This is a genomic window from Ruegeria sp. AB6, assembly GCF_056542685.1.
This window is the reverse complement of the sequence record NZ_JBQGAD010000004.1, coordinates 86,918-105,286: the sequence shown is the minus strand read 5'-3', so window position 1 is coordinate 105,286 and position 18,369 is coordinate 86,918. Positions and strand designations below refer to the sequence as shown.

At 58.2% G+C, this 18,369-nt stretch carries 16 protein-coding genes and 2 pseudogenes; 7 read left to right on the top strand and 11 right to left on the bottom strand.

Translation table 11 applies throughout. The features are described from left to right. Positions 1–16: 16 nt before the first annotated feature. On the bottom strand, positions 17–763 hold the full coding sequence (locus ACR0DB_RS10450; RefSeq protein ID WP_480550660.1) for an endonuclease/exonuclease/phosphatase family protein: 747 nt from the start codon (positions 761–763) through the stop codon (positions 17–19). Positions 764–846: 83 nt separating this feature from the next. Between ACR0DB_RS10450 and ACR0DB_RS10445 the strand changes: the two genes are divergently transcribed. Continuing rightward, complete coding sequence (locus tag ACR0DB_RS10445; RefSeq protein ID WP_170783440.1) at positions 847–1,428, top strand: YceI family protein; 582 nt, start codon at positions 847–849, stop codon at positions 1,426–1,428. A gap of 347 nt (positions 1,429–1,775) precedes the next feature. Here the strand turns inward: ACR0DB_RS10445 and ACR0DB_RS10440 are convergent, their stop codons facing one another. Both ACR0DB_RS10440 and ACR0DB_RS10435 read right to left on the bottom strand, forming a co-directional pair. Beyond that, complete coding sequence (locus ACR0DB_RS10440; RefSeq protein ID WP_480550658.1) at positions 1,776–2,618, bottom strand: cytochrome P460 family protein; 843 nt, start codon at positions 2,616–2,618, stop codon at positions 1,776–1,778. Between the two features lie 165 nt (positions 2,619–2,783). Next, positions 2,784–2,993, bottom strand: coding sequence for a hypothetical protein (locus ACR0DB_RS10435; protein ID WP_480550656.1), 210 nt, complete (start codon positions 2,991–2,993; stop codon positions 2,784–2,786). Between ACR0DB_RS10435 and ACR0DB_RS10430 the strand changes: the two genes are divergently transcribed. From ACR0DB_RS10430 to ACR0DB_RS10405, 6 genes are read left to right on the top strand one after another with little or no spacing between them, the layout of a single operon-like run. Further along, positions 2,975–4,105, top strand: a complete 1,131-nt coding sequence (locus tag ACR0DB_RS10430) for a LacI family DNA-binding transcriptional regulator (RefSeq protein WP_480550654.1) — start codon at positions 2,975–2,977, stop codon at positions 4,103–4,105. The genes ACR0DB_RS10435 and ACR0DB_RS10430 overlap by 19 nt on opposite strands. 21 nt (positions 4,106–4,126) lie before the next feature. Further along, on the top strand, positions 4,127–5,482 hold the full coding sequence (locus ACR0DB_RS10425) for an ABC transporter substrate-binding protein (protein ID WP_170789221.1): 1,356 nt from the start codon (positions 4,127–4,129) through the stop codon (positions 5,480–5,482). Positions 5,483–5,541: 59 nt separating this feature from the next. Beyond that, complete coding sequence (locus ACR0DB_RS10420) at positions 5,542–6,777, top strand: carbohydrate ABC transporter permease (protein WP_480550652.1); 1,236 nt, start codon at positions 5,542–5,544, stop codon at positions 6,775–6,777. After that, on the top strand, positions 6,777–7,985 hold the full coding sequence (locus tag ACR0DB_RS10415) for a carbohydrate ABC transporter permease (RefSeq protein ID WP_480550650.1): 1,209 nt from the start codon (positions 6,777–6,779) through the stop codon (positions 7,983–7,985). The genes ACR0DB_RS10420 and ACR0DB_RS10415 overlap by 1 nt, the downstream gene beginning before the upstream one ends. A 5-nt stretch (positions 7,986–7,990) precedes the next feature. Continuing rightward, entirely contained in the window at positions 7,991–9,238 is a 1,248-nt protein-coding gene (locus ACR0DB_RS10410; protein ID WP_336510135.1) for an MGH1-like glycoside hydrolase domain-containing protein, read from the top strand. Continuing rightward, positions 9,238–10,311: an ABC transporter ATP-binding protein gene (locus ACR0DB_RS10405; protein WP_480550648.1), complete on the top strand. Its 1,074-nt coding sequence runs from the start codon at positions 9,238–9,240 to the stop codon at positions 10,309–10,311. Before ACR0DB_RS10410 ends, ACR0DB_RS10405 begins: the two co-directional genes overlap by 1 nt. A gap of 160 nt (positions 10,312–10,471) precedes the next feature. On the opposite strand, the pseudogene ACR0DB_RS10400 reads toward ACR0DB_RS10405, so the two are convergent. The 8 genes and pseudogenes from ACR0DB_RS10400 to ACR0DB_RS10365 form a co-directional block, all read right to left on the bottom strand. Next, a pseudogene (locus tag ACR0DB_RS10400) lies at positions 10,472–10,555 on the bottom strand (IS6 family transposase); the annotation flags it as partial. 34 nt (positions 10,556–10,589) lie between these two features. Beyond that, a pseudogene (locus ACR0DB_RS10395) lies at positions 10,590–10,835 on the bottom strand (caspase family protein); the annotation flags it as partial. A 292-nt stretch (positions 10,836–11,127) separates the two neighbouring features. Then, entirely contained in the window at positions 11,128–12,516 is a 1,389-nt protein-coding gene (locus ACR0DB_RS10390) for an FAD-dependent oxidoreductase (protein WP_480550646.1), read from the bottom strand. After that, on the bottom strand, positions 12,497–13,363 hold the full coding sequence (locus ACR0DB_RS10385; RefSeq protein ID WP_480550644.1) for an isocitrate lyase/PEP mutase family protein: 867 nt from the start codon (positions 13,361–13,363) through the stop codon (positions 12,497–12,499). The genes ACR0DB_RS10390 and ACR0DB_RS10385 overlap by 20 nt, the downstream gene beginning before the upstream one ends. Beyond that, positions 13,360–13,980, bottom strand: coding sequence for a cysteine hydrolase family protein (locus ACR0DB_RS10380; protein WP_480550642.1), 621 nt, complete (start codon positions 13,978–13,980; stop codon positions 13,360–13,362). Before ACR0DB_RS10380 ends, ACR0DB_RS10385 begins: the two co-directional genes overlap by 4 nt. Further along, the gene (locus tag ACR0DB_RS10375; protein WP_480550640.1) at positions 13,981–16,038 is read right to left on the bottom strand and encodes a hydantoinase/oxoprolinase family protein; all 2,058 of its coding nucleotides are present in this window, start codon (positions 16,036–16,038) and stop codon (positions 13,981–13,983) included. Then, positions 16,035–17,729 carry a hydantoinase B/oxoprolinase family protein gene (locus ACR0DB_RS10370; protein WP_170789213.1) on the bottom strand — a complete coding sequence of 565 codons (1,695 nt, stop codon included), beginning with the start codon at positions 17,727–17,729 and terminating at the stop codon, positions 16,035–16,037. The genes ACR0DB_RS10375 and ACR0DB_RS10370 overlap by 4 nt, the downstream gene beginning before the upstream one ends. After that, entirely contained in the window at positions 17,726–18,292 is a 567-nt protein-coding gene (locus tag ACR0DB_RS10365) for a tautomerase family protein (RefSeq protein WP_480550638.1), read from the bottom strand. Before ACR0DB_RS10365 ends, ACR0DB_RS10370 begins: the two co-directional genes overlap by 4 nt. Between the last annotated feature and the right edge of the window lie 77 nt (positions 18,293–18,369).

Genomic DNA, 18,369 nt, shown 5'->3' with positions numbered 1-18,369 from the left:
CACTTGAAACGCCATTTTATTCACCAGATTTCTCGATTAGGACCTCGGCCTTCAAGGGCAGGTGGTCCGAGGCACTGCGAAGGGCCCGCGATGTGCAGACCTGCATGTCCCGGACGGCGCCTTCGCGATCCGTCAAAATCCGGTCCAGGGGCAATAGTGGGCGTTTGGCTGGAAAAGTTGCCCGTACCGGCCCGCTCAGCGACCTCCCGATAAGACGGTGCTGAAACATCGCCCCTCCCCAGGGCCGCCATTCATTCAGATCCCCCAGCAGTATGTTTTGCATCTCGGGGCGGCGACGCAGGTATTGACCGACGATCCGCATCTGAATGACGCGCAAAGGCTGGAACAGGGACAAATGTGTCGAGATAACACGAACGGGAATGCCGTCACACACGGCCTCGATGACAACCGCGCCGCGATAGCAATGGCCGGGCAGGTCCAGTACATCCCTGTGCGTGACGTTGAAGCGCGGATGCAGGAACAGAATGGTCCCCAGAAACCCATCACTGTCACGACCCCAACGCATGCCGGGCGCGTCATGCTGATAGGCAAGCCCGGTCTCGGCCGATATCCGGTTCATGTCAAGAAGACCTGCATGCGGCCTGCACTCTTCATCCGCCTCTTGCAGGGCAAAGATATCGGGAGCTAGGGGGGCAAGGTCTGATGCAACGGCCCCGTGGATGCGCGAAGGATCGACAAGGCCGTCATGCCCGCGAGCGCGGTGAATGTTCCAGGTGACGCAAATCAATCGGGTAGCGTACATTTGATGTTCTTTGTCGATGCGGAATGCGTACTATGTACAGGTAAGTCTTGCACCCTAACTCGACAACTTGACGAGGGCCACCGATGCGCCACCTAGCCTTAAGCTTTCTGATCGCCACCACCCCAGTCGCAGCCGTTGCTGAGATGGCCCGGTATGAGCTCGACCCCGATCACACAGCGGTTTACTTCACGGTCGAGCATATCGGTTTCGCAAAAACGCTGGGCATCTTTGGTGAGGTTCGGGGCAGCTTTGACTATGACACCGACACGCAGGAACTTGCGAATGTGCAAGTCGTGATCGCGTCCGACAGCGTCAACACCTTCCACGACGCGCGGGATGGGCACGTAAAGGCAAAAGATTTTCTTCATGTGTCCGAGTTTCCGGAAATCACCTTCACCGCCATGGCGGGTCAACCGGCCTCGGCGGATGCAGGTACCGTGACCGGAGACCTAACGATTTTAGGGATCACACAACCGGTGACGCTGAACGTAAAACTCAACAAAGCCGATACGTATCCGTTCGGGCACAAACGTATGGTTCTTGGCCTGTCTATCGACACATCGGTCCAACGCAGCGAGTTTGGGATGGCCTATGGCGTAGGAAACGGTCTGGTGGGTGATCAGGTGGATATCAACATCGAAACCGAAGCGATGCGGGTCGAATAACCGGTTCGCTTTTGTCTTAAACAACTTTGGCTTCGACATGTAAGGCACCGAGCAGCAATCGTTGCAAGCCATCAGAATCCGACTGTCAAAGTTTTCGCGAACGTCCTGGGCTCACACTAGGTCATCATCAACGCGTCGCAAGAAAGCGGCGCACTTTTAAGCGTTGTCGTCAAATCAGAACGCAATTAGCCGGCTCAATCCAGCCTAGAAATGCAATTGCCAGTGGGCAAAAAGGCGCATTCGATAGGCATCCAGAGCCCACTGGCAAGGTGGAGCGGAAAAAACACCTTGGTGCTAGTCTTTCTGCAACTGGCCCTTGCCAGTGAGGCACAGGGAACTTCAAACACTTACTCTAAAAGTTTGTGAGAATACCCGATTGTCTTTGAGGATTGGAAACCTTCCACCCAATCAACGGTAAAGGCATAGTCATCCTCTGTCAGGGGCTTGTGGCACGCCATGCAGGGCGCTTCATTTACGCCATTTTTGTTGCTGCCATCAGCTTCGAACACGGAATACCGCCAGTTGTCATTTCGATAGATATCGGGCACGCCATCACCCCACCCGGTTCGTTTTTCCATCGCGGTGTATAACTTTCGTTCACCAGCGATAAGACGGCCTTCGGCATCTTTGAGCAGATTGCCATCGGCGTCCTTCTTGGCGTCGAATACTTCCACAAGGAAATAGGCTCCGGGTTCAAAAGGCCCTCCATCCGCCACTCCGGCAAGTGCAATGTCGTTACCGCTGAAAAACCGCACTTGCTTGCGATCGTCATAGTCTTTGCGATGATATCGGGTGAAAGTTGTTTCGTAGTCCTCTGGAAGCTTCAAGAGTGAACCGTCCAAACCAGTTTCATTATTCGCGACCGCGCCGGCTTCACCTCCGGGCAGGCTGGCAAAATAAGTAGCCAGGTTCTCGATATCCGCGTCGGTCAGGTTTGCGGCAATTGCATTCATCAGATCGTTCTTCCTCGTCCCTGATTTGAATGCCTTCAATTGCGCCTTGATATAACCTTCTTTTTGACCTGCGAGGTTTGGAAAATTATCTGCGGTGCTGATCCCGGCATTGCCATGACAGGCGGCGCATTGACCAGCTGTCTCACCACCAGCCTGTAGATCGCCTGCATGCACTGCAATACCCATTGAAGCGCTGAATACGGCGGCTCCTAGAAGAGCTTGAGCCAAAGAGTTCATGAGGTGTCCTTTCACTGGCTAACAACATCCCAAAGACCGATAAAAAACCGTCTGTAATTCGAGGCAACAATAGGCCCGTAGCAGAGGCCCGCAATGGATGTCGGGATCACAACTTTGCACGAAATCAAGAGATCGGCTCGGTGGGTTTGCCTCTTGATGAACCTGCTATCCTGTTCCGCTGTTTTGTTTTGCTACTTGCGCCTGACCATCTCGGTCGGGATAGGAGAGCCAAACTCCTTCTACGTGTTTCCTTTCATTATTGGTGCGATCCTTAAAGCGTTCAAAAAATAACCAGGCTGCACTTATTTTAACTTTTTTGTTGCCGAAACCGGTTTCGGAGCAAACAAATAGCTTCAATGACTGCGAATCTTTCATATCCACCGCGTGACCAATCCGGTCCAGCAACCGTCTCGGGCCGGGTAAAATTGGACGAATTGGCTGCGCATCTGGGCTTGTCCAAAAGCACTGTTTCACGCGCGCTCAACGGGTATCCGGATATCTCTTCGACGACGCGCGCACGTGTTGAAAAAGCGGCTCGGGTATTGGGATACCGCCCGCTCAGCCATGCGCAGGCGATCCGAACCGGGCAAGTTCGTGCGATAGCGATGGTTATCAACAGCGAGGAACCGGATCAGCACAATCCCTTCTTGCAGGACTTTCTGGCCGGAGCCTGCGAAGCAGCAAGCTGCCTGGATTGGACCATGACGATTTCCACGGCGACCTCCGAGAAAGACACACTAAAAGTTCTTAGCCGCCTCTACGAAGAACGGAAGGCCGATGGGTTTATTCTACCGCGGACAGCGGTGAAGGATGCACGTATCGGCCTGCTGCGCAGTCTTGGGGTGCCTCATATCCTGTATGGTCGTACCGGCTATGGACAACCGAACGATTGGGACGAGACTTCGTGGTTCGACATTGCCGGGGAAAGCGCGATGCGCAATGCCGTTTTGCGGCTGAGCAATTTGGGGCATACACGCATAGGCTTTGTCGGGAGCGATCCCAAGTTCAACTACGCGCATCTACGCCGTGACGGTTATGCCGAGGGTCTGCACGCTGCTGGCCTGCCATTGGATCCGGATCTGATCCAGGAGGGCGCGCGCACGCGCGAAGATGGCGCGGCGCAGGGACGGGTACTGATGGCCTTGGATCAACCTCCAACAGCGATTGTCTTTGCGACCGATCTGGCCGCACTGGGGTTCTGCGCGGATGTGCAGGATCAGGGGCTCGAGATCGGGCGCGACGTTTCGGTGATTGGGTATGACGGCATTCCGGAATGCCGTTACGCGCGACCTGCACTGACCACATTTTCCGTCGATTCCCGCGCGGCCGGTGTACGGCTGGCGACACTACTGATCCGACAAATCCGCGGCGAAGCGGCTGCAGACTTGCGAGAACTGGTCGAGGCCACTCTGATCGAAGGTGGCTCTGACGGGCCACCAAAACTGACGTCACACGAATTGGCGCAGAAACTAAACCATCTGACGTGAACACAACCGGGGAGGAAACCGATGAAACTAACACCCAAAGCTGCGAAGTTGATGCTTGGCTCGTCACTTGCGCTGGCGCTGACAGCGCTATCAGTGCAGGCCGACACAATCCGTTTTTGGACAACTGAAGAGCAGCCCGAACGTCTGGCCAAACAGCAAGAGATGGCGGACCAGTTCAAAGTCGAAACCGGCACCACAGTTGAGGTGATCCCGGTCACCGAAAGCGATCTGGGAACGCGCGCTACTGCCGCATTTGCCGCCGGGGACCTGCCGGACGTGGTCTATCACACACTGCAATACGCTCTGCCCTGGGCCGAGGCTGGCATTCTGGACACCGAAGCCGCGACCGAAGTGATCGAAGAACTGGGCGCAGACACTTTTGCACCCGGTGCTTTGGCGATGGCTGCGTTCAACGGCGAAACCGCCTCGGTTCCAGTCGATGGCTGGACGCAGATGGTCGTTTACCGCAAGGACCTGTTCGACGAGGCGGGTTTGGAGGCCCCCGACAGCTTTGCGGATATTCAGGCCGCATTGGAAGCCTTGCACAACCCGCCGGAAATGTACGGGTTTGTCTCAGCCACCAAGGTTGACGAAAACTTCATGAGCCAGGTGCTGGAGCACGTGTTCCTCGCCAATGGCGTCAGTCCCGTTGGCCCTGATGGGTTCCAACCGCTGGACGAAGCCAAGACCACCGAAGTTTTGGATTTCTACAAAGCAATCTCCAAAGCGTCACCTCCGGGTGAGCTTTTCTGGAAACAATCGCGCGAACTGTATTTTGACGGCAAGGCCGCGATGATCATCTGGTCGCCATTCATACTGGACGAGCTGGCCGGTCTGCGTGACAGCGCCCCGCCAACGATCAACGACGACCCGACCTCGCGCGATCTGGCCGGCAAGACCGGCATCGTGACCAAACTGTCGGGTCCGTCGAACCCTGATGGTGCGGCTTGGGGGGATGTGCGGTACTTTGGTATCACCAATGATGCCGATACCGATGCAGCGATGGAGTTCGTGAAATACGCCATGGACGAAGGTTACACCCAGACGCTGGCCATCGCGCCGGAAGGCAAGTTCCCGGTCCGCCGTGGCAATGCCGACAACCCAACCGCGTTCTCGGAAGCCTGGGCAGAGTTACCTGTTGGTGTCGATCGCAAGGCCCCGCTGGGTGATCTGTACGAACAATCCATGATCGACGAAATCGTTGGCGGCCTGGATGTGGCACAGCGCTGGGGTGTGGCTGAAGGCCAACTGGCGTTGGCATCGAAGATGATCAACAGCCAGGCCATAAACCGCGTCGTGCGCCAGTATATCGACGACGAGATCGACGCGGCCGCAGCCATCGCGGCAATGAACGACGAGTTGGGCAAGGTTCAGTAACCACCCCGGCACCTGCAGCGGCGTGCGCGCCGCTGCCCCTAAACCCTTCGAGGTAAACTATGACTTCGGCCACCCCACCGACCGGAACCGGGGCGTTAGCCAAACGCGAGGCGCGTCTGGCCTGGACGCTGCTGGCTCCGACCATCATCAGTGTGTCGCTGGTTGTGATCCTGCCCCTGCTGGCGATCTTCTGGATCAGCTTCAAACCCTTCACCCTGTCTGACCTGCGCCCTCCTGCACCGGTCGTGCGTGAAAGCCTGCGTGGATCGGGTGATGATCTGCGGATCGAATACCGCCTGCGCAACTCCAGTCAGGATATTGCGATTGATGGCGTGACCGTCCGGGATGTCCTGCCCGATGGCGTGATGCCACTCGGCGACCTTGCAGCCCCTTGTGCGTTAACCGGGCAAGAGCTGTTCTGCGACTTTGGTACGCTGGAAGGTGGCCAACGCGAGCGTATTCGCGTCCCTGTTGCGGTCGATGGTGACCCGGATGCGTTCGAAGATCTGGTTGAAGGGTCAGAACCAACAGTCACTGGCAGCGGCCCCAGTGTTCTGACGAATTTCGAGTTCAGCCTGGAGAACTTCGCCCGTGTGTTCGACGGCGACGAGTTCTGGGGCGTGCTGTGGGTTACGCTGTTTTACACGGTTTTCGGCACCATCGGCGCACTTGTCATGGGGCTCTTTGCAGCCCTGCTGCTGAACAAAAGTTTCAAGGGACAAGGGTTCATCCGGGGTCTTTACCTGTTTCCCTATGTGGCCCCCGTCATCGCCGTGGCCTTTGCTTGGGTAACACTGTTCGACCCCTTCTCAGGCTCGGCCAATGCGCTGCTTGTGCAGATGGGGCTAAGCAGCGAGCCGATCAACTTCTTCGGGGAACGCCCGCTGGCGCTGATCATGGTCACCGTCTTTGAAATCTGGCGCTACTTCCCGCTGTCCTTCCTGTTCATTCTGGCGCGGATGCAGTCCATCGATAGCAGCATGTATGAGGCAGCGGATATGGATGGCGCGTCACCGTTCCAGAAGTTCTGGCTGCTGAGCATCCCGCAACTTCTGGGCATCTTGTCGGTCCTGTTCCTGCTGCGCTTCATCTGGACGTTCAACAAATTCGACGACATCTTCCTGTTGACCGGTGGCAATGCAGGAACCCGCACGCTGACTGTGAACGTCTATGAACAGGCCTTTGCGGTGTCGAATATCGGGGCGGGTGCGGCTGTGGCCGTGGTCATATTGCTGTGCCTGATCACCTTCAGCTTAGTCTTTTTCAAGTTCATAAGCCGTGAGGAGGGTCTTTGATGCGACAAGGGTATATCACTAGCCCGATCCTAGGCGCGCTTTGGCTGGTTGTAATCGCTACCACCATCGCGATCACAATGTCCTTCGCCACGGGTGCTGCTTTCCGTCCGCAGGTTCTGCTGAGCGTCATCTGGGGCGCACTTGCGGGTTTGGCATATGTCCGCTTTCCGGCCCGCCATGCCTCTGCGCGTCTGGGCGTGTCGGCCCTGTTGGGTCTAACCTGCCTGACCAGTTTTGGCCCGGTTCTGATTGGCTCGGACACCACATTGCAGGCCGTGCTGGTCACTGTGGTGGCGATTGCTGCCGTTATGCACCTATCGATGGCGGAAATCCTGAAAGAACTGCCCTTTGGCGAACTTACCCGTCATGAATATGAAGACGCTGTGATCCGGTTCTGCACTGGTTTTGGATACATCTTCTTCACGGCCATCGTCGTCATCCCCTTCTACGTGATGGTGATGACCAGCCTCAAATCTCAACAGGCCCTCTTGCAGAACCCGCTGGATTTCTCGCTGGATTTGGATCAGGGCTGGGCGCTGTTTCGCAGCTACACAGAACTGTTCCGCGACTTCAATTTCGGCTCGTACCTGTGGACGTCCTTCTACGTCTCGGTGCTGACGGTCTTCATCACACTGGCGTTCAGCATTCCAGGGGCCTATGCGGTCGCGCGGTTCCGGTTCAAGGGCCAAAAGGCATTCTCACGCTCGATTCTGCTGATCTACATGGTGCCGATGATCGTTCTGGCGCTGCCGATCTATATAGCATTCTCGCTCACTGGCTTGCGGAATTCGATCCTTGGCATCGTCATGATCTACCCGGTCACCACTATCCCGGTCGCGCTATACATGCTGCAGGGGTATTTCCGGGGTCTCCCGACCGAGGTGGAAGAGGCTGGTCTTATGGATGGTCTCTCGCGCCTGGCAGTGATCTGGAAGATCACCCTGCCGCTCAGCCTTCCTGCGCTTGCTTCGGTGTCGCTCTATGTCTTCATGATCGCTTGGAACGAATTCCTTCTGGCCTTCATGCTGCTGGACGATCCCTCGAAATTCACCCTAACCCGAGGCGTCACAATGCTGAACTCCTCGGAAATTCCACGCCAACACCTGATGGCCGGCGCGGTGATTGCAACCGTTCCGATTATGGCCCTGTTTCTGGGGCTTGAACGTTTCATGACCAAGGGCCTGACTGCAGGTTCGGTCAAAGGATGACAGACATGAACCACTTTACTTCGCCGACGGATTCCGCGCGCAATATCCTGATTGCCAACGATCGGGGCGGCTATACGATCCCAACCAGCGGGCTCTATCCCTACCAGTGGAACTGGGACAGCGCGGTCGCCGCGCTGGGTTTTGCCGAGTTCGATATCGACCGTGCCTGGACTGAGCTTGAGACGCTATTCTCGGGCCAGTGGGATGACGGAATGCTCCCACATATCCTGTTTCACAAACCGGATCCGGGCTATTTTCCCGGGCCGGATGTCTGGGGCGGAACTGGGCCAATTGCCTCGTCTGGCGTAACCCAGCCACCGCTGGCGGCCACCATGGCGCGGCGGATATGGGAGAAAGACCCCGCGGCTGGTGAAGACCGCCTCCGCGCCCTGTTCCCGGCCATGTTGGCTTGGCATCAGTGGTTTATGAGATGGCGTCTTGATGATCAAGGCGCGGTCTGCACCACCCACCCGTGGGAGGCAGGGCGTGACAATGCACCGGACTGGGATGGCGCGATGGCGGGCATTGATGCCTCGGACGTGGGGGAATACCAGCGCCGCGACACCAGCCACGTGAACAGCGCCGACCGGCCCACCAAATACGACTATGACCGCTACATCAAACTAGTGCAGATTGGGCGTGAAGCGGGCTGGGATCAGCAGCAATTGCTGGAGAAGAACCCGTTCCGTGTTGCCGACCCGACCATGAGTTTCACAGCCCTACGCGCCGCCCGCGATCTGTTGACGATCAGTGAGGAATTGGGGATCAGTGCTGAAGGCCTTAGTGCTGACGTGGACCGGCTCGACGCCGGTGCAAAGTCACTATGGAACGAAACATTGGGAGCCTTTGACGCTCGAGATGCGCATACGGGCCAGTGGGCTGAAAGCGTCTCAAATGCAAGCTATCTGTGCTGGTATGCAGGCATCGAATCCCAGCAAATGTTGGACCGATTGAAAACTGTTCTGACTACGGTTCCGCACCCGATCCCCAGCTATGATCCCACATCGCCCAAATTCGATGAACGTCGATATTGGCGCGGGCCAACATGGGCGTTCATGAACATGCTGGCGGGGTTCGGTCTGAAGGATATGGGCCACGGGGTTGAGGCCGAAGCGCTGCGCCTGAAAACCGGTCGTCTGATCGCAGGCCACGGGTTTGCCGAATACTACGATCCGATTACCGGGAGTCCTGCCGGTGGCAATTCGTTCACATGGACCGCCGCCGTCTGGCTGCATTGGGCAGGGAGAAACTGATGGGCAGCATCGAACTCAAATCCGTCGAGAAATGGTTCGGCGAAGTGCAGGTGATCAAAGGCATCGACCTAAAGATCGAAGAGGGCGAGTTTGTCGTCTTCGTTGGCCCGTCGGGCTGTGGTAAATCGACCCTATTGCGGATGATCGGCGGGCTCGAGGACATCTCGCGCGGTTCGCTACTAATCAATGGGGATGACGTCACCGATAATCCACCTTCAAAGCGTGGGCTGACCATGGTGTTCCAGTCCTATGCACTTTATCCGCACCTGACCGTGGCTGAAAATATGGGGTTCTCGCTGAAAGTGGCGGGTGTATCCAAGAACGAGATTGCCGAACGTGTGGGAAAAGCCGCCGAGGTCCTCAAGCTGGAATCCTATTTGGAGCGCAAACCCAAAGACTTATCCGGCGGCCAGCGACAGCGCGTGGCGATCGGTCGGTCGATTGTGCGTGACCCCACCGCCTTCCTGTTCGATGAGCCGTTGTCCAACCTGGACGCGGCCCTCAGGGTCGAAATGCGGTATGAGATTGCCAAGCTTCACCAGAGCCTCAACCGTACCATGATCTACGTGACCCATGATCAGGTCGAGGCGATGACACTGGCCGATCGTATCGTGGTGCTGGAATTCGGTAAGATCGCACAGGTCGGCACCCCACGCGAATTATACGAACGCCCCGCCAACCTATTCGTTGCGCAGTTCATCGGCAGCCCGAAAATGAACGTCATTCCCTGCACCGTGTCCGGTGATCAGTTTCAGCTGGAAAACGGCGGAGGTGGCCCGTTTGATCGGACTGGTACGGCCACGATGCTGGGCATCCGTCCGGAACATATAAGTGTCGTCGAACCTGGCTCTGGTCACAGCGACGGCAAGGTTGAGGTGGTCGAGTATCTTGGCGCCGATATGTTCATCATCGTCGATTGCGGGTTTGAAGAGAAAGTGACGGTTCGCCTTGGCGGGGACACACAGATTAGGGCCGGAGCGCAAATCGGCTTGCATTTTGCACCCGAGAAACTGCAATTTTTTGACGCAGCAGGGCAGACGATCAGTCCCGATGACCGGACGAAGCAATTCTGAGGTGGTCAGTCCGGGTGGGCCTAAAGATCGCTCTGCCCGGTTGTTAAGCCGATGCAGTCAATAGGCCGTTCCTGGCAGAATCAGAGATCTTCAGGCTGCCCGGCGACGGGTTTTGTCGCGAGTTTCTTCGAAGGCAACGTAGGTTGAGCAGGAAAGGTGACTATCCTGCCAATTGCGCGAACCGTTGAAACGGATGATATCCGGGCGTGAATTGACCTTTGCGGATCATGTTGACCAAGTCTATGACTGTCATTCCTAAGCTTAGCATTGGAGGCGATAAGGTAGTTGGTATTGTCGATCTCGATCCAGTGGCCGGCGAAATAGATCAACACCACATCGGCCCCCGCCGCCTTGTCGGAAAAATCACGAAGAGCCAGCCGCATGTAGCGATTGTCCAGATCGTAGAGCTCGGTCACATCAAAGTGGATACGCCCCAGTGCTGCGGCGACGTCCTGCGCGTTATTGGATGTGTTGGGAAGGTTCGAAACATAGTCATATTGTGCGTTTCTGATCACAGGCGCCATGCATTTGGCGCCCAAGATATCCGCCAACGCAATAACCGGTCCGCATAACAAAAAAGGCCCAGCAAAAGCCCGAGCGGCGAAAATCCAGAAAAAGCAATACGCAGCAACCTAGGTCCTGACCCTAGCACAATTTGCACCGCCGCGCGACCTTGGCGCAGTGCTGCCGTGGGCGGTTTGACCAGCAAGAAGATGCGCTACCAAAACCGATCAGCGATTACTGTTTATCAAGGTTTTCACGCACTTTTCCGGACAAAGATGCTGCGCGCTGACAAAAATGACGGGCCTAGAAGTTTTAGCGACTACGAAAGGCTCCGTTCTGTCGCCCAGCAATTCGCCCCAAAACAACCGCGCTCAGCAAGCCATTTCCTGACAGATATCCGCTGTCGCCCGTACCCGAGACACCGCAGGCGGCGCCTCCTCCAGCATAAAGGTTCTGGATCGCAGCACCATTTGCACGAAGCACCCGAGCTGAGGCGTCGATCTTCAAACCACCTTGAGTGTGAAACAAGGCACCGGTGACACGTACGCCCTTGTAGGGCGGGGTCAGAGGGTGTGAACTGAAAGAGCGACCAAACCAGTCTGTACCGCCTTCCGATATGTCCCGCAGCGTTTGTGTCAGGGCGTCAGCAGGCAAGGCGAGGCGGGCCGCGAGGTCCTGAATTGAATTTGCCGAATGGATGGCCCCAACTGCCTCGGCTTGTTTGAAATCCTCAAACTGGCGCGCTATCGCCGCGATGCGCTCGTCGAAGATGGCAAAGGCTTCACCACCGGGTTGAGACAGCACAGCACGGGCGGCTTCGGAATAGCCCTGCGCCTCGTTCCAGAAGCGTTGGCCGTCGCGGTTCACCTGGACGCCACCTTCGGTGATGACGGCCCAGGTTATCAGGATGCCATGTGGATGGGCGACATTGCCGTGGCCCTGAAAGGCACCGAGGTTCTGCAGGTCGGCCCCCAATGCTTCACCCCACAAAACGGCCTCACCCCGGTTGCCGCTGTGGCCGAACCAAAGGGCCTGTTCGATCTGGGGCATATGTTGCGCGACCAGTTCGCGATTGCCGCCGAACCCGTTGCAGGCAAGGATCAGACGGTCACAGTCGATGGTTTCGACGCTGCCATCCGGGCCGGTGACGGCGATGCCGAGGATCTGGTTGTCGTCTCTATACAGCACCGTTGCGCGACGGTCGCAGATGATGTCCAGACCCGCGTCTTCGCAGGCGCTGCGCAGGGCATTGATCAGTTCCTCGCCCGAGCGGGCCGGAAGGCCGTGCATCCGTCTGCGGGAATGTCCGGGATAGTCGAAATCCGTCACAACCGAAAAGGGTAGGCCGTACCGATCGGTCAGCCAGTCAATGACCTCTGCGGCATTCCCTGCCAGGAGGTCAACCAATGCCTGATCGTTCTGATGATGGGCTTTTGCCTGAATATCGTTTGCAAACAGCGCGGCAGAATCGGTGATCCCCGCGGCCTGTTGCAATCGGGTGCCCGCAGCTGGGATCAACCCCGCGGATAGGGCGGTTGAGCCGCTGGGGACCGGGTCAGCCTCGATCACTAACACATCTTGCGCCTGTTCGGCGGCAGACAGGGCCGCGACCATGCCGCAAGCGCCAGCGCCGACAATCAAAGTGCCGGTCTTCAGATCAAATTGGTTGGGCAGGGCGCTTTCAACTCTGGGGGTCGTCATAGCGCGCGCCGGCTTCCAGCATATCGGCGGTTCCGATAACTTCGTTCAAGCCACCGAAGTCGAACATGCGATCCGCAAAGGGTTTGTTGGAGCCGTTTTCGGCAAGGCTTTGGTAATAAGCCTGTGCTGTCTTGGCCAGCGCCCGCACGATACCGCCAGGGAAGATGACGATGGAATAGCTCTGCTCCTCCAGATCGCTGGCCCCGAGAATGGGGGTCGCGCCCCCCTCGACCATGTTCGCCAATAGGGGCACACGGTGGGCGAATTGGTCGGCAATGGCAGTGAGTTGCTCTCGGCTCTTTGGAGCCTCGATGAACAGCACATCTGCGCCTGCCTCAAGATAGGTTTCGGCGCGGTCGGTCGCGGCGGAGAAGCCTTCGACCGCGATAGCGTCCGTTCGCGCGATGATCAGCGTATCGGCACTGGCGCGTGCATCGGCCATGGCGGCGATCTTTCCGGCCATCTCCTGCGCCGGGATCAGCGATTTGTCCGACAGGTGCCCGCAGCGTTTGGGATAGGTCTGGTCTTCAACTTGTAGGGCCGAGGCTCCGGCGCGTTCGTAAAGCCGCATGGTGCGCTGCGCATTCAGCGCGTTGCCAAAGCCGGTGTCCGCGTCGATGATGACCGGCAAATCAACCCGGTCGGCGATCAGGGTCATGGTGTCGGCCATTTCCGAGGCAGTGGATAGCCCGATATCGGGACGACCAAGCCGGGTATAAGCCACGGCGGCCCCGCTGAGATAAAGGGCCTCGAACCCGGCCTTTTCAGCAAGAGAGGCGGTCAGCCCGTCATAGACACCAGGTGCGACAAGAATTTTTTGCTGTTGCAGGCGGGATTTCAGGTTCATTCTGCGCACTCCAGCCAGTTCAGCGCCTCGGCGCAGGTGCGTTGATGTGTGACCGTGCCCAGTGACAGGATCGTGGCCTCGTGAACTTCATCCCGGAAGGCCGCACAGCCGTCGGTCAGCATCACAGTTTCAATATTGCGCAGATGCGCGTCGCGCAGGGTCGAGGCAACGCCGCCGTTGGTAACGATCCCGCCAACGATCAGGTTTTCGATTCCCACGGCGCGCATCAGGTATTCCAACCGGGTCTGGTAGAAGGCAGAGTAGGCAACCTTTTCGATGACGAAGTCGCAAGGTTGCAGCGCGTCGACCAATGCGTGACCGAACCCGCCGGGGGCAAAATCGCCCTTGGTCAGGAAGGGGCGCAACTGTTTCAGGTGTGGGGCGATCAGCGGCTCGCCATTGCGATTGGGCACCAGCGTAAACTGGGCCGAGAAATAGCGCCCTCCGGCCTCTTGCAGCCGCCGTGCCAACGGCGCGATGCGGTCGGGCAAAGCCGCAATGGCGGGGGCCGATTGCCCGGCGCGGCCATAGGCGCCTTCGGGATGCAGGAAATCGTTCTGCAGGTCGATGGTCAGAAGGGCCGTCTTTTGTGGGTCCCAGGTGTTCGGATCGCTCATTCACGCCTCCCGCGGTTCGATGATCGTGTTGCCGTAGGCATCCACGCGGCCTTGCAGATGCGGTTCGATCAGCACCGTTGTATCGGGCTGGGTCAGGATCGCGGGCCCTTGCACAATTGTCCCGACCGGCAGGGACAGACGGTCATAGATCGCCGTGTCATACCAGTTTTGGGCAAAGTGGACCTGCCGCTTTGCCATTGGCTGTACCGGGCCTTGCGTTGAAGGGGCCAGCGTGGACAGGTCGAACTTCGGCCGTTTGCCTGTAACCGCGCTGCGCAGGTTCAGGATGCGGCGCACACCGTTCTTCAGAAGCCTGCCATAGGTGGCGTTGTAGGCCGTGTCGAAAGCCTGTTCTATGGCCGCGCTGTCCGGCGGATTGACCTTTCCGTCCGACACGGTGACAGTCAGCGGCACCGGTACCGTGTGCGTTTGTCCCACATAGGCCATGTCGAGCTCGAACGAGATTTCGCGTGCCTCGAACGTGGTTCGGGCGGCGTCCAGCAAGGCCATACCCTGATCGACGTGATCCTGCATGAAAGCCCCCATCGCGGTGCTGTCCAACTGCGATACCAGCGTGTTGATCGTTTGTACGAAATCCTGCCGCATATCCGCAATCACGCAGCCCATCGCCGAGGTTACGCCGGGATAGCGCGGAACGATGGCGCGGGCGATGCCGACCTCGGCCAGCATGGCCCCGGCATGCAGTGCTCCACCACCGCCGAAGGGCATAAAGACGAACCGCTTGGGATCAAACCCGCGTTCGATACTGACCAGTCGGATCGCGCCTGCCATGCGAGAATTGGCGACACGCAGGATGGCCTCGGCGGCCTCAACCGTGGACAGGTCAAGTGGCTGACCCACATGAGTGTCAATCGCCTGACGGGCCGCCTCGACATCCAGTCTTTCCAGTTTGCCGCCAATGGGATTGTCAGGGTCGATCCGGCCTAGCACCACATTGGCGTCGGTCACAGTCGGGCGGTCATTACCTAACCCATAAGCCACCGGGCCGGGGTTTGAACCGGCACTTTCCGGGCCGATATTCAGCAACCCCCCCTTGTCGACCCAAGCGATCGAGCCGCCGCCTGCGCCGATGGTCGTGATCTCGATCATCGGGTTGCGCACGACCATGCCAAAGTCGATCGAGGTCTGCGCAGACAGCATCGTCTGCCCTTCGGCAATCAGCGATACGTCAAAACTAGTGCCGCCCATATCGCCGGTGATAACATTGTCGAACCCCGCCGATTGCGCGATGTAACCGGCTGCGATGACCCCTGCGGCTGGGCCAGACAGGGCGGTGCGCACCGGCAATTGGCACGCGGTAACAACGCCCATGACACCCCCGTTGGATTGCACGATCATGAACTCACCATCGAACCCGCCCGAGTGCAGTGCGTTCTCAAGCCGGTTCAAGTAACCCGAAACCTCGGGCTGAAGATAGGCGTTCAGCGCAGTGGTGGAAAATCGTTCAAATTCCCGGATTTCCGGCAGGATTTCCGATGACGCGGACACATGCGGATTTGGCCAGATCTCGCGCACCGCTGCCACAGCCGCGGCCTCGTTTTCGGGGTTGGCATAGGCGTTGGCGAACAGGATCGCAATGGCCTCGCAGCCCTGATCGCGCAGTTGATTGGCCGCCGCGCGCACGGCGTCCAGATCGACCGGGGTGCGGATGCTGCCGTTGGCTAAGGTGCGCTCGGGCACTTCCAGCCGGTCGCGCCGATCCACGACGGGTTCGAAATCACCGCGCAGGCCCCATGTGCGGGGGCGGTCGCGGCGGCGCATTTCCAGCACGTCACGCAGGCCGTGGGTGCAGATCACGCCGGTTTTTGCGCCCTTGCGCTCCAACAAGGCGTTCGTGCCCGCGGTGGTGCCATGCACGACCACTGCAATTTCGGACAGATCTGATACCTCGCGTCCGATCCCGTCTAGGAAACCACTGGACTGATCCGGGCGGGTGGTGGGCACCTTGGCGACGGTTGCGGTGCCATCTTCTTCGTTCAACACGAAGACATCCGTGAAGGTACCGCCAACATCGACGCCAATCATATGTCCGGTCATTGCACCACCTCCCGCCAGGCGGAACCATAGGCCTGATCCGCCTGATCGGGGCTGACTAAACCGCGAGAAACGTCTTTGGCGATGTCTTCCGGCGCACGGCGTTTCGTGGCACCATATCCCCCGCCACCGGGGGTTTCCAACCGGACGGCTTGCCCTTGGCGCAACTTGATCCCTCGCATTTTCGACACCAAAGGCGGCGCTTTCCAACCATCATCCTGTTCGTAAGTGAAGACGTTCATCGCGCCATCCTGACCTTCGACGATCCCCTTGGGCGCAAAACGTCCGCGTTCTCCGAACAAAAATGCCTCGGCCCCGTTTTCTTCCAACACTTCGATTTCATAGACAGCCCCAAGACCGCCGCGATGCGCCCCGGCCCCGGCGCTGTCCGGGCGCAGGGCCCATTGCCGGAACATAACGGGATAAGCGGCTTCAAGGATTTCCATCGGCGGGATCGTGGCGGTGGAAATTGGCGCATTGCCGTGATTCAACCCGTCGCTTTCGATCGAGCCGCCGTGCCCACCGCCGTAAAAGCTGAACATTACCCAAGGCTGCCCGTTCGACCGTTTGCCCGCAATCGACAGAGCGTTGATCGTGCCATAGGCATTGGCCACCACCCGGTCCGGCGCGGCCTTGGCGAAGGCGGAAAAGACCACGTCGATCATTCGTAAGATGGTTTCAGTATATCCGCCGGTCGGGGCCGGGAACTTGGCCGAAAGCAGACTGTCATCGGGCACAATGACCTCGATGGGCCGCATTACCCCGGCATTGGCGGGCAGGGATGGGAAGACATGCTTGATGGCGACATAGGCCGTTGCGACAGTCGTCGGCAGAGCGATATTTACCGGCCCTGCACATTGCGGCGAGGAGCCGCTGAAATCCAGAACCATCCGGTCGCCCGATATCTCAAGCGCCATATTGATGCGCAGGGGCGTGTCCGTGATGCCATCATTGTCGAGGAAATCCTCGGCCTCCCACCGGCCATCAGGCAGGTCCTGCAACTCGGCTCGCATCAGTGCCTCGGCCCGATGGCCGAGCGCATCCAGCGCGGCTGATACGGTGTCCGCGCCGTATTCGTCCAGCAGCTCATCCATTCGCCGAACGCCCAGATCAAGCGCCCCCAACTGGCCGTTTAGATCGCCCATGGCGGATTGGGGCAGGCGGGTGTTGCGCAGCAGGATGTCAATGATGTCCTGATTGACCTCGCCCTTCCGCGCCAGTTTGACGGGCGGCAGAACGAACGCTTCCTGAAATACGTCCGTTGCGGCGGGGTTGTAGTTTCCGGGAACCGCACCGCCCACGTCATGCCAGTGCCCGACCGAGGCGAGATAGCAAAATAGCTGACCATCGCGAAAATAGGGCCGCACCAATCGCATGTCCGACAGATGCGTGCCGCCGATATGCGCGTCGTTGAAAATATAAATGTCGCCATCTTCCAGATCACCATCGGCGGCGGCCTTTTCGATCACCGCCTTCACCGCGAAAGACATCACGCCTACAAAAATCGGCAGGCCCGATTTTCCCTGAACCAACGTGTCACCAGTTGTGGCCGAGTAAAGCCCGTGGCTGGCGTCATGCGCCTCGGCAATGATGGGGTTAAAGGCCGCGCGGAACAGTGTTGCGTCCATCTCATCCGCGATTTGTTCCATGCGACCTGCCAGAACCGAAAGAGTGATCGGGTCAATCTCGCTCATGCCTGTGCCCTTGTTTCTGCGATGTCGTTCCAGACATCCTGCTGCGTGATCAGATTGTCGACGACCTCGAACCGGTCGATAAAGCGGATGCCTTCGAAAGGGGTCCCATCGGGCCATTGCCCGGACAAGGTGCCCCGGCAATAGACAATCGCGGCGTCGCTTACGCCTTGCATTGCGTCGAAGCCTTCATAGCTCTTGGCGATGCTGCGATAGCGCGGCGCCGCCCAGTCCATCAACTCGGACAAGTCGTGCATCGGTTGTGCTCCCGGGAAGTGCATCACGAAACCCGGTGCCAGTCGGGTCTTCGCTTTGTCGAGCGCGCGTTCTCTCATCTCCGTCAGAAATGCACGGACGATCTTTTCGGGGTCATCCTTCGCTGGCGCGGGCTGTCTGGTCTGGCCACCCCGGTAGTAGTCTTCAGGTGGGAGGTCATGGATAAGCACCGTGACGAGATCAGGCGGAGCAGGCACGACGAATCGCACTGCGTCAGTCAATGCTTGGCCAAGTCGTTGTTTTTCCTTGACGCTATAGCCTTCTATCACATGTAGCTCGACAATTGGCACGCCGCTTACCCCTCACAATTGGTATTATTTGTAATACAGCTTTATCAGCAATAGTAAGACTATTTTTGAAAGATCCA

What these genes read in the sequence shown, in the direction of transcription:
- ACR0DB_RS10450 (WP_480550660.1), bottom strand. Translation starts at nt 763, where the DNA reads ATGTACGCTACCCGATTGATTTGCGTCACCTGGAACATTCACCGCGCT.
- ACR0DB_RS10445 (WP_170783440.1), top strand. Translation starts at nt 847, where the DNA reads ATGCGCCACCTAGCCTTAAGCTTTCTGATCGCCACCACCCCAGTCGCA.
- ACR0DB_RS10440 (WP_480550658.1), bottom strand. Translation starts at nt 2,618, where the DNA reads ATGAACTCTTTGGCTCAAGCTCTTCTAGGAGCCGCCGTATTCAGCGCT.
- ACR0DB_RS10430 (WP_480550654.1), top strand. Translation starts at nt 2,975, where the DNA reads ATGACTGCGAATCTTTCATATCCACCGCGTGACCAATCCGGTCCAGCA.
- ACR0DB_RS10435 (WP_480550656.1), bottom strand. Translation starts at nt 2,993, where the DNA reads ATGAAAGATTCGCAGTCATTGAAGCTATTTGTTTGCTCCGAAACCGGT.
- ACR0DB_RS10425 (WP_170789221.1), top strand. Translation starts at nt 4,127, where the DNA reads ATGAAACTAACACCCAAAGCTGCGAAGTTGATGCTTGGCTCGTCACTT.
- ACR0DB_RS10420 (WP_480550652.1), top strand. Translation starts at nt 5,542, where the DNA reads ATGACTTCGGCCACCCCACCGACCGGAACCGGGGCGTTAGCCAAACGC.
- ACR0DB_RS10415 (WP_480550650.1), top strand. Translation starts at nt 6,777, where the DNA reads ATGCGACAAGGGTATATCACTAGCCCGATCCTAGGCGCGCTTTGGCTG.
- ACR0DB_RS10410 (WP_336510135.1), top strand. Translation starts at nt 7,991, where the DNA reads ATGAACCACTTTACTTCGCCGACGGATTCCGCGCGCAATATCCTGATT.
- ACR0DB_RS10405 (WP_480550648.1), top strand. Translation starts at nt 9,238, where the DNA reads ATGGGCAGCATCGAACTCAAATCCGTCGAGAAATGGTTCGGCGAAGTG.
- ACR0DB_RS10390 (WP_480550646.1), bottom strand. Translation starts at nt 12,516, where the DNA reads ATGACGACCCCCAGAGTTGAAAGCGCCCTGCCCAACCAATTTGATCTG.
- ACR0DB_RS10385 (WP_480550644.1), bottom strand. Translation starts at nt 13,363, where the DNA reads ATGAACCTGAAATCCCGCCTGCAACAGCAAAAAATTCTTGTCGCACCT.
- ACR0DB_RS10380 (WP_480550642.1), bottom strand. Translation starts at nt 13,980, where the DNA reads ATGAGCGATCCGAACACCTGGGACCCACAAAAGACGGCCCTTCTGACC.
- ACR0DB_RS10375 (WP_480550640.1), bottom strand. Translation starts at nt 16,038, where the DNA reads ATGACCGGACATATGATTGGCGTCGATGTTGGCGGTACCTTCACGGAT.
- ACR0DB_RS10370 (WP_170789213.1), bottom strand. Translation starts at nt 17,729, where the DNA reads ATGAGCGAGATTGACCCGATCACTCTTTCGGTTCTGGCAGGTCGCATG.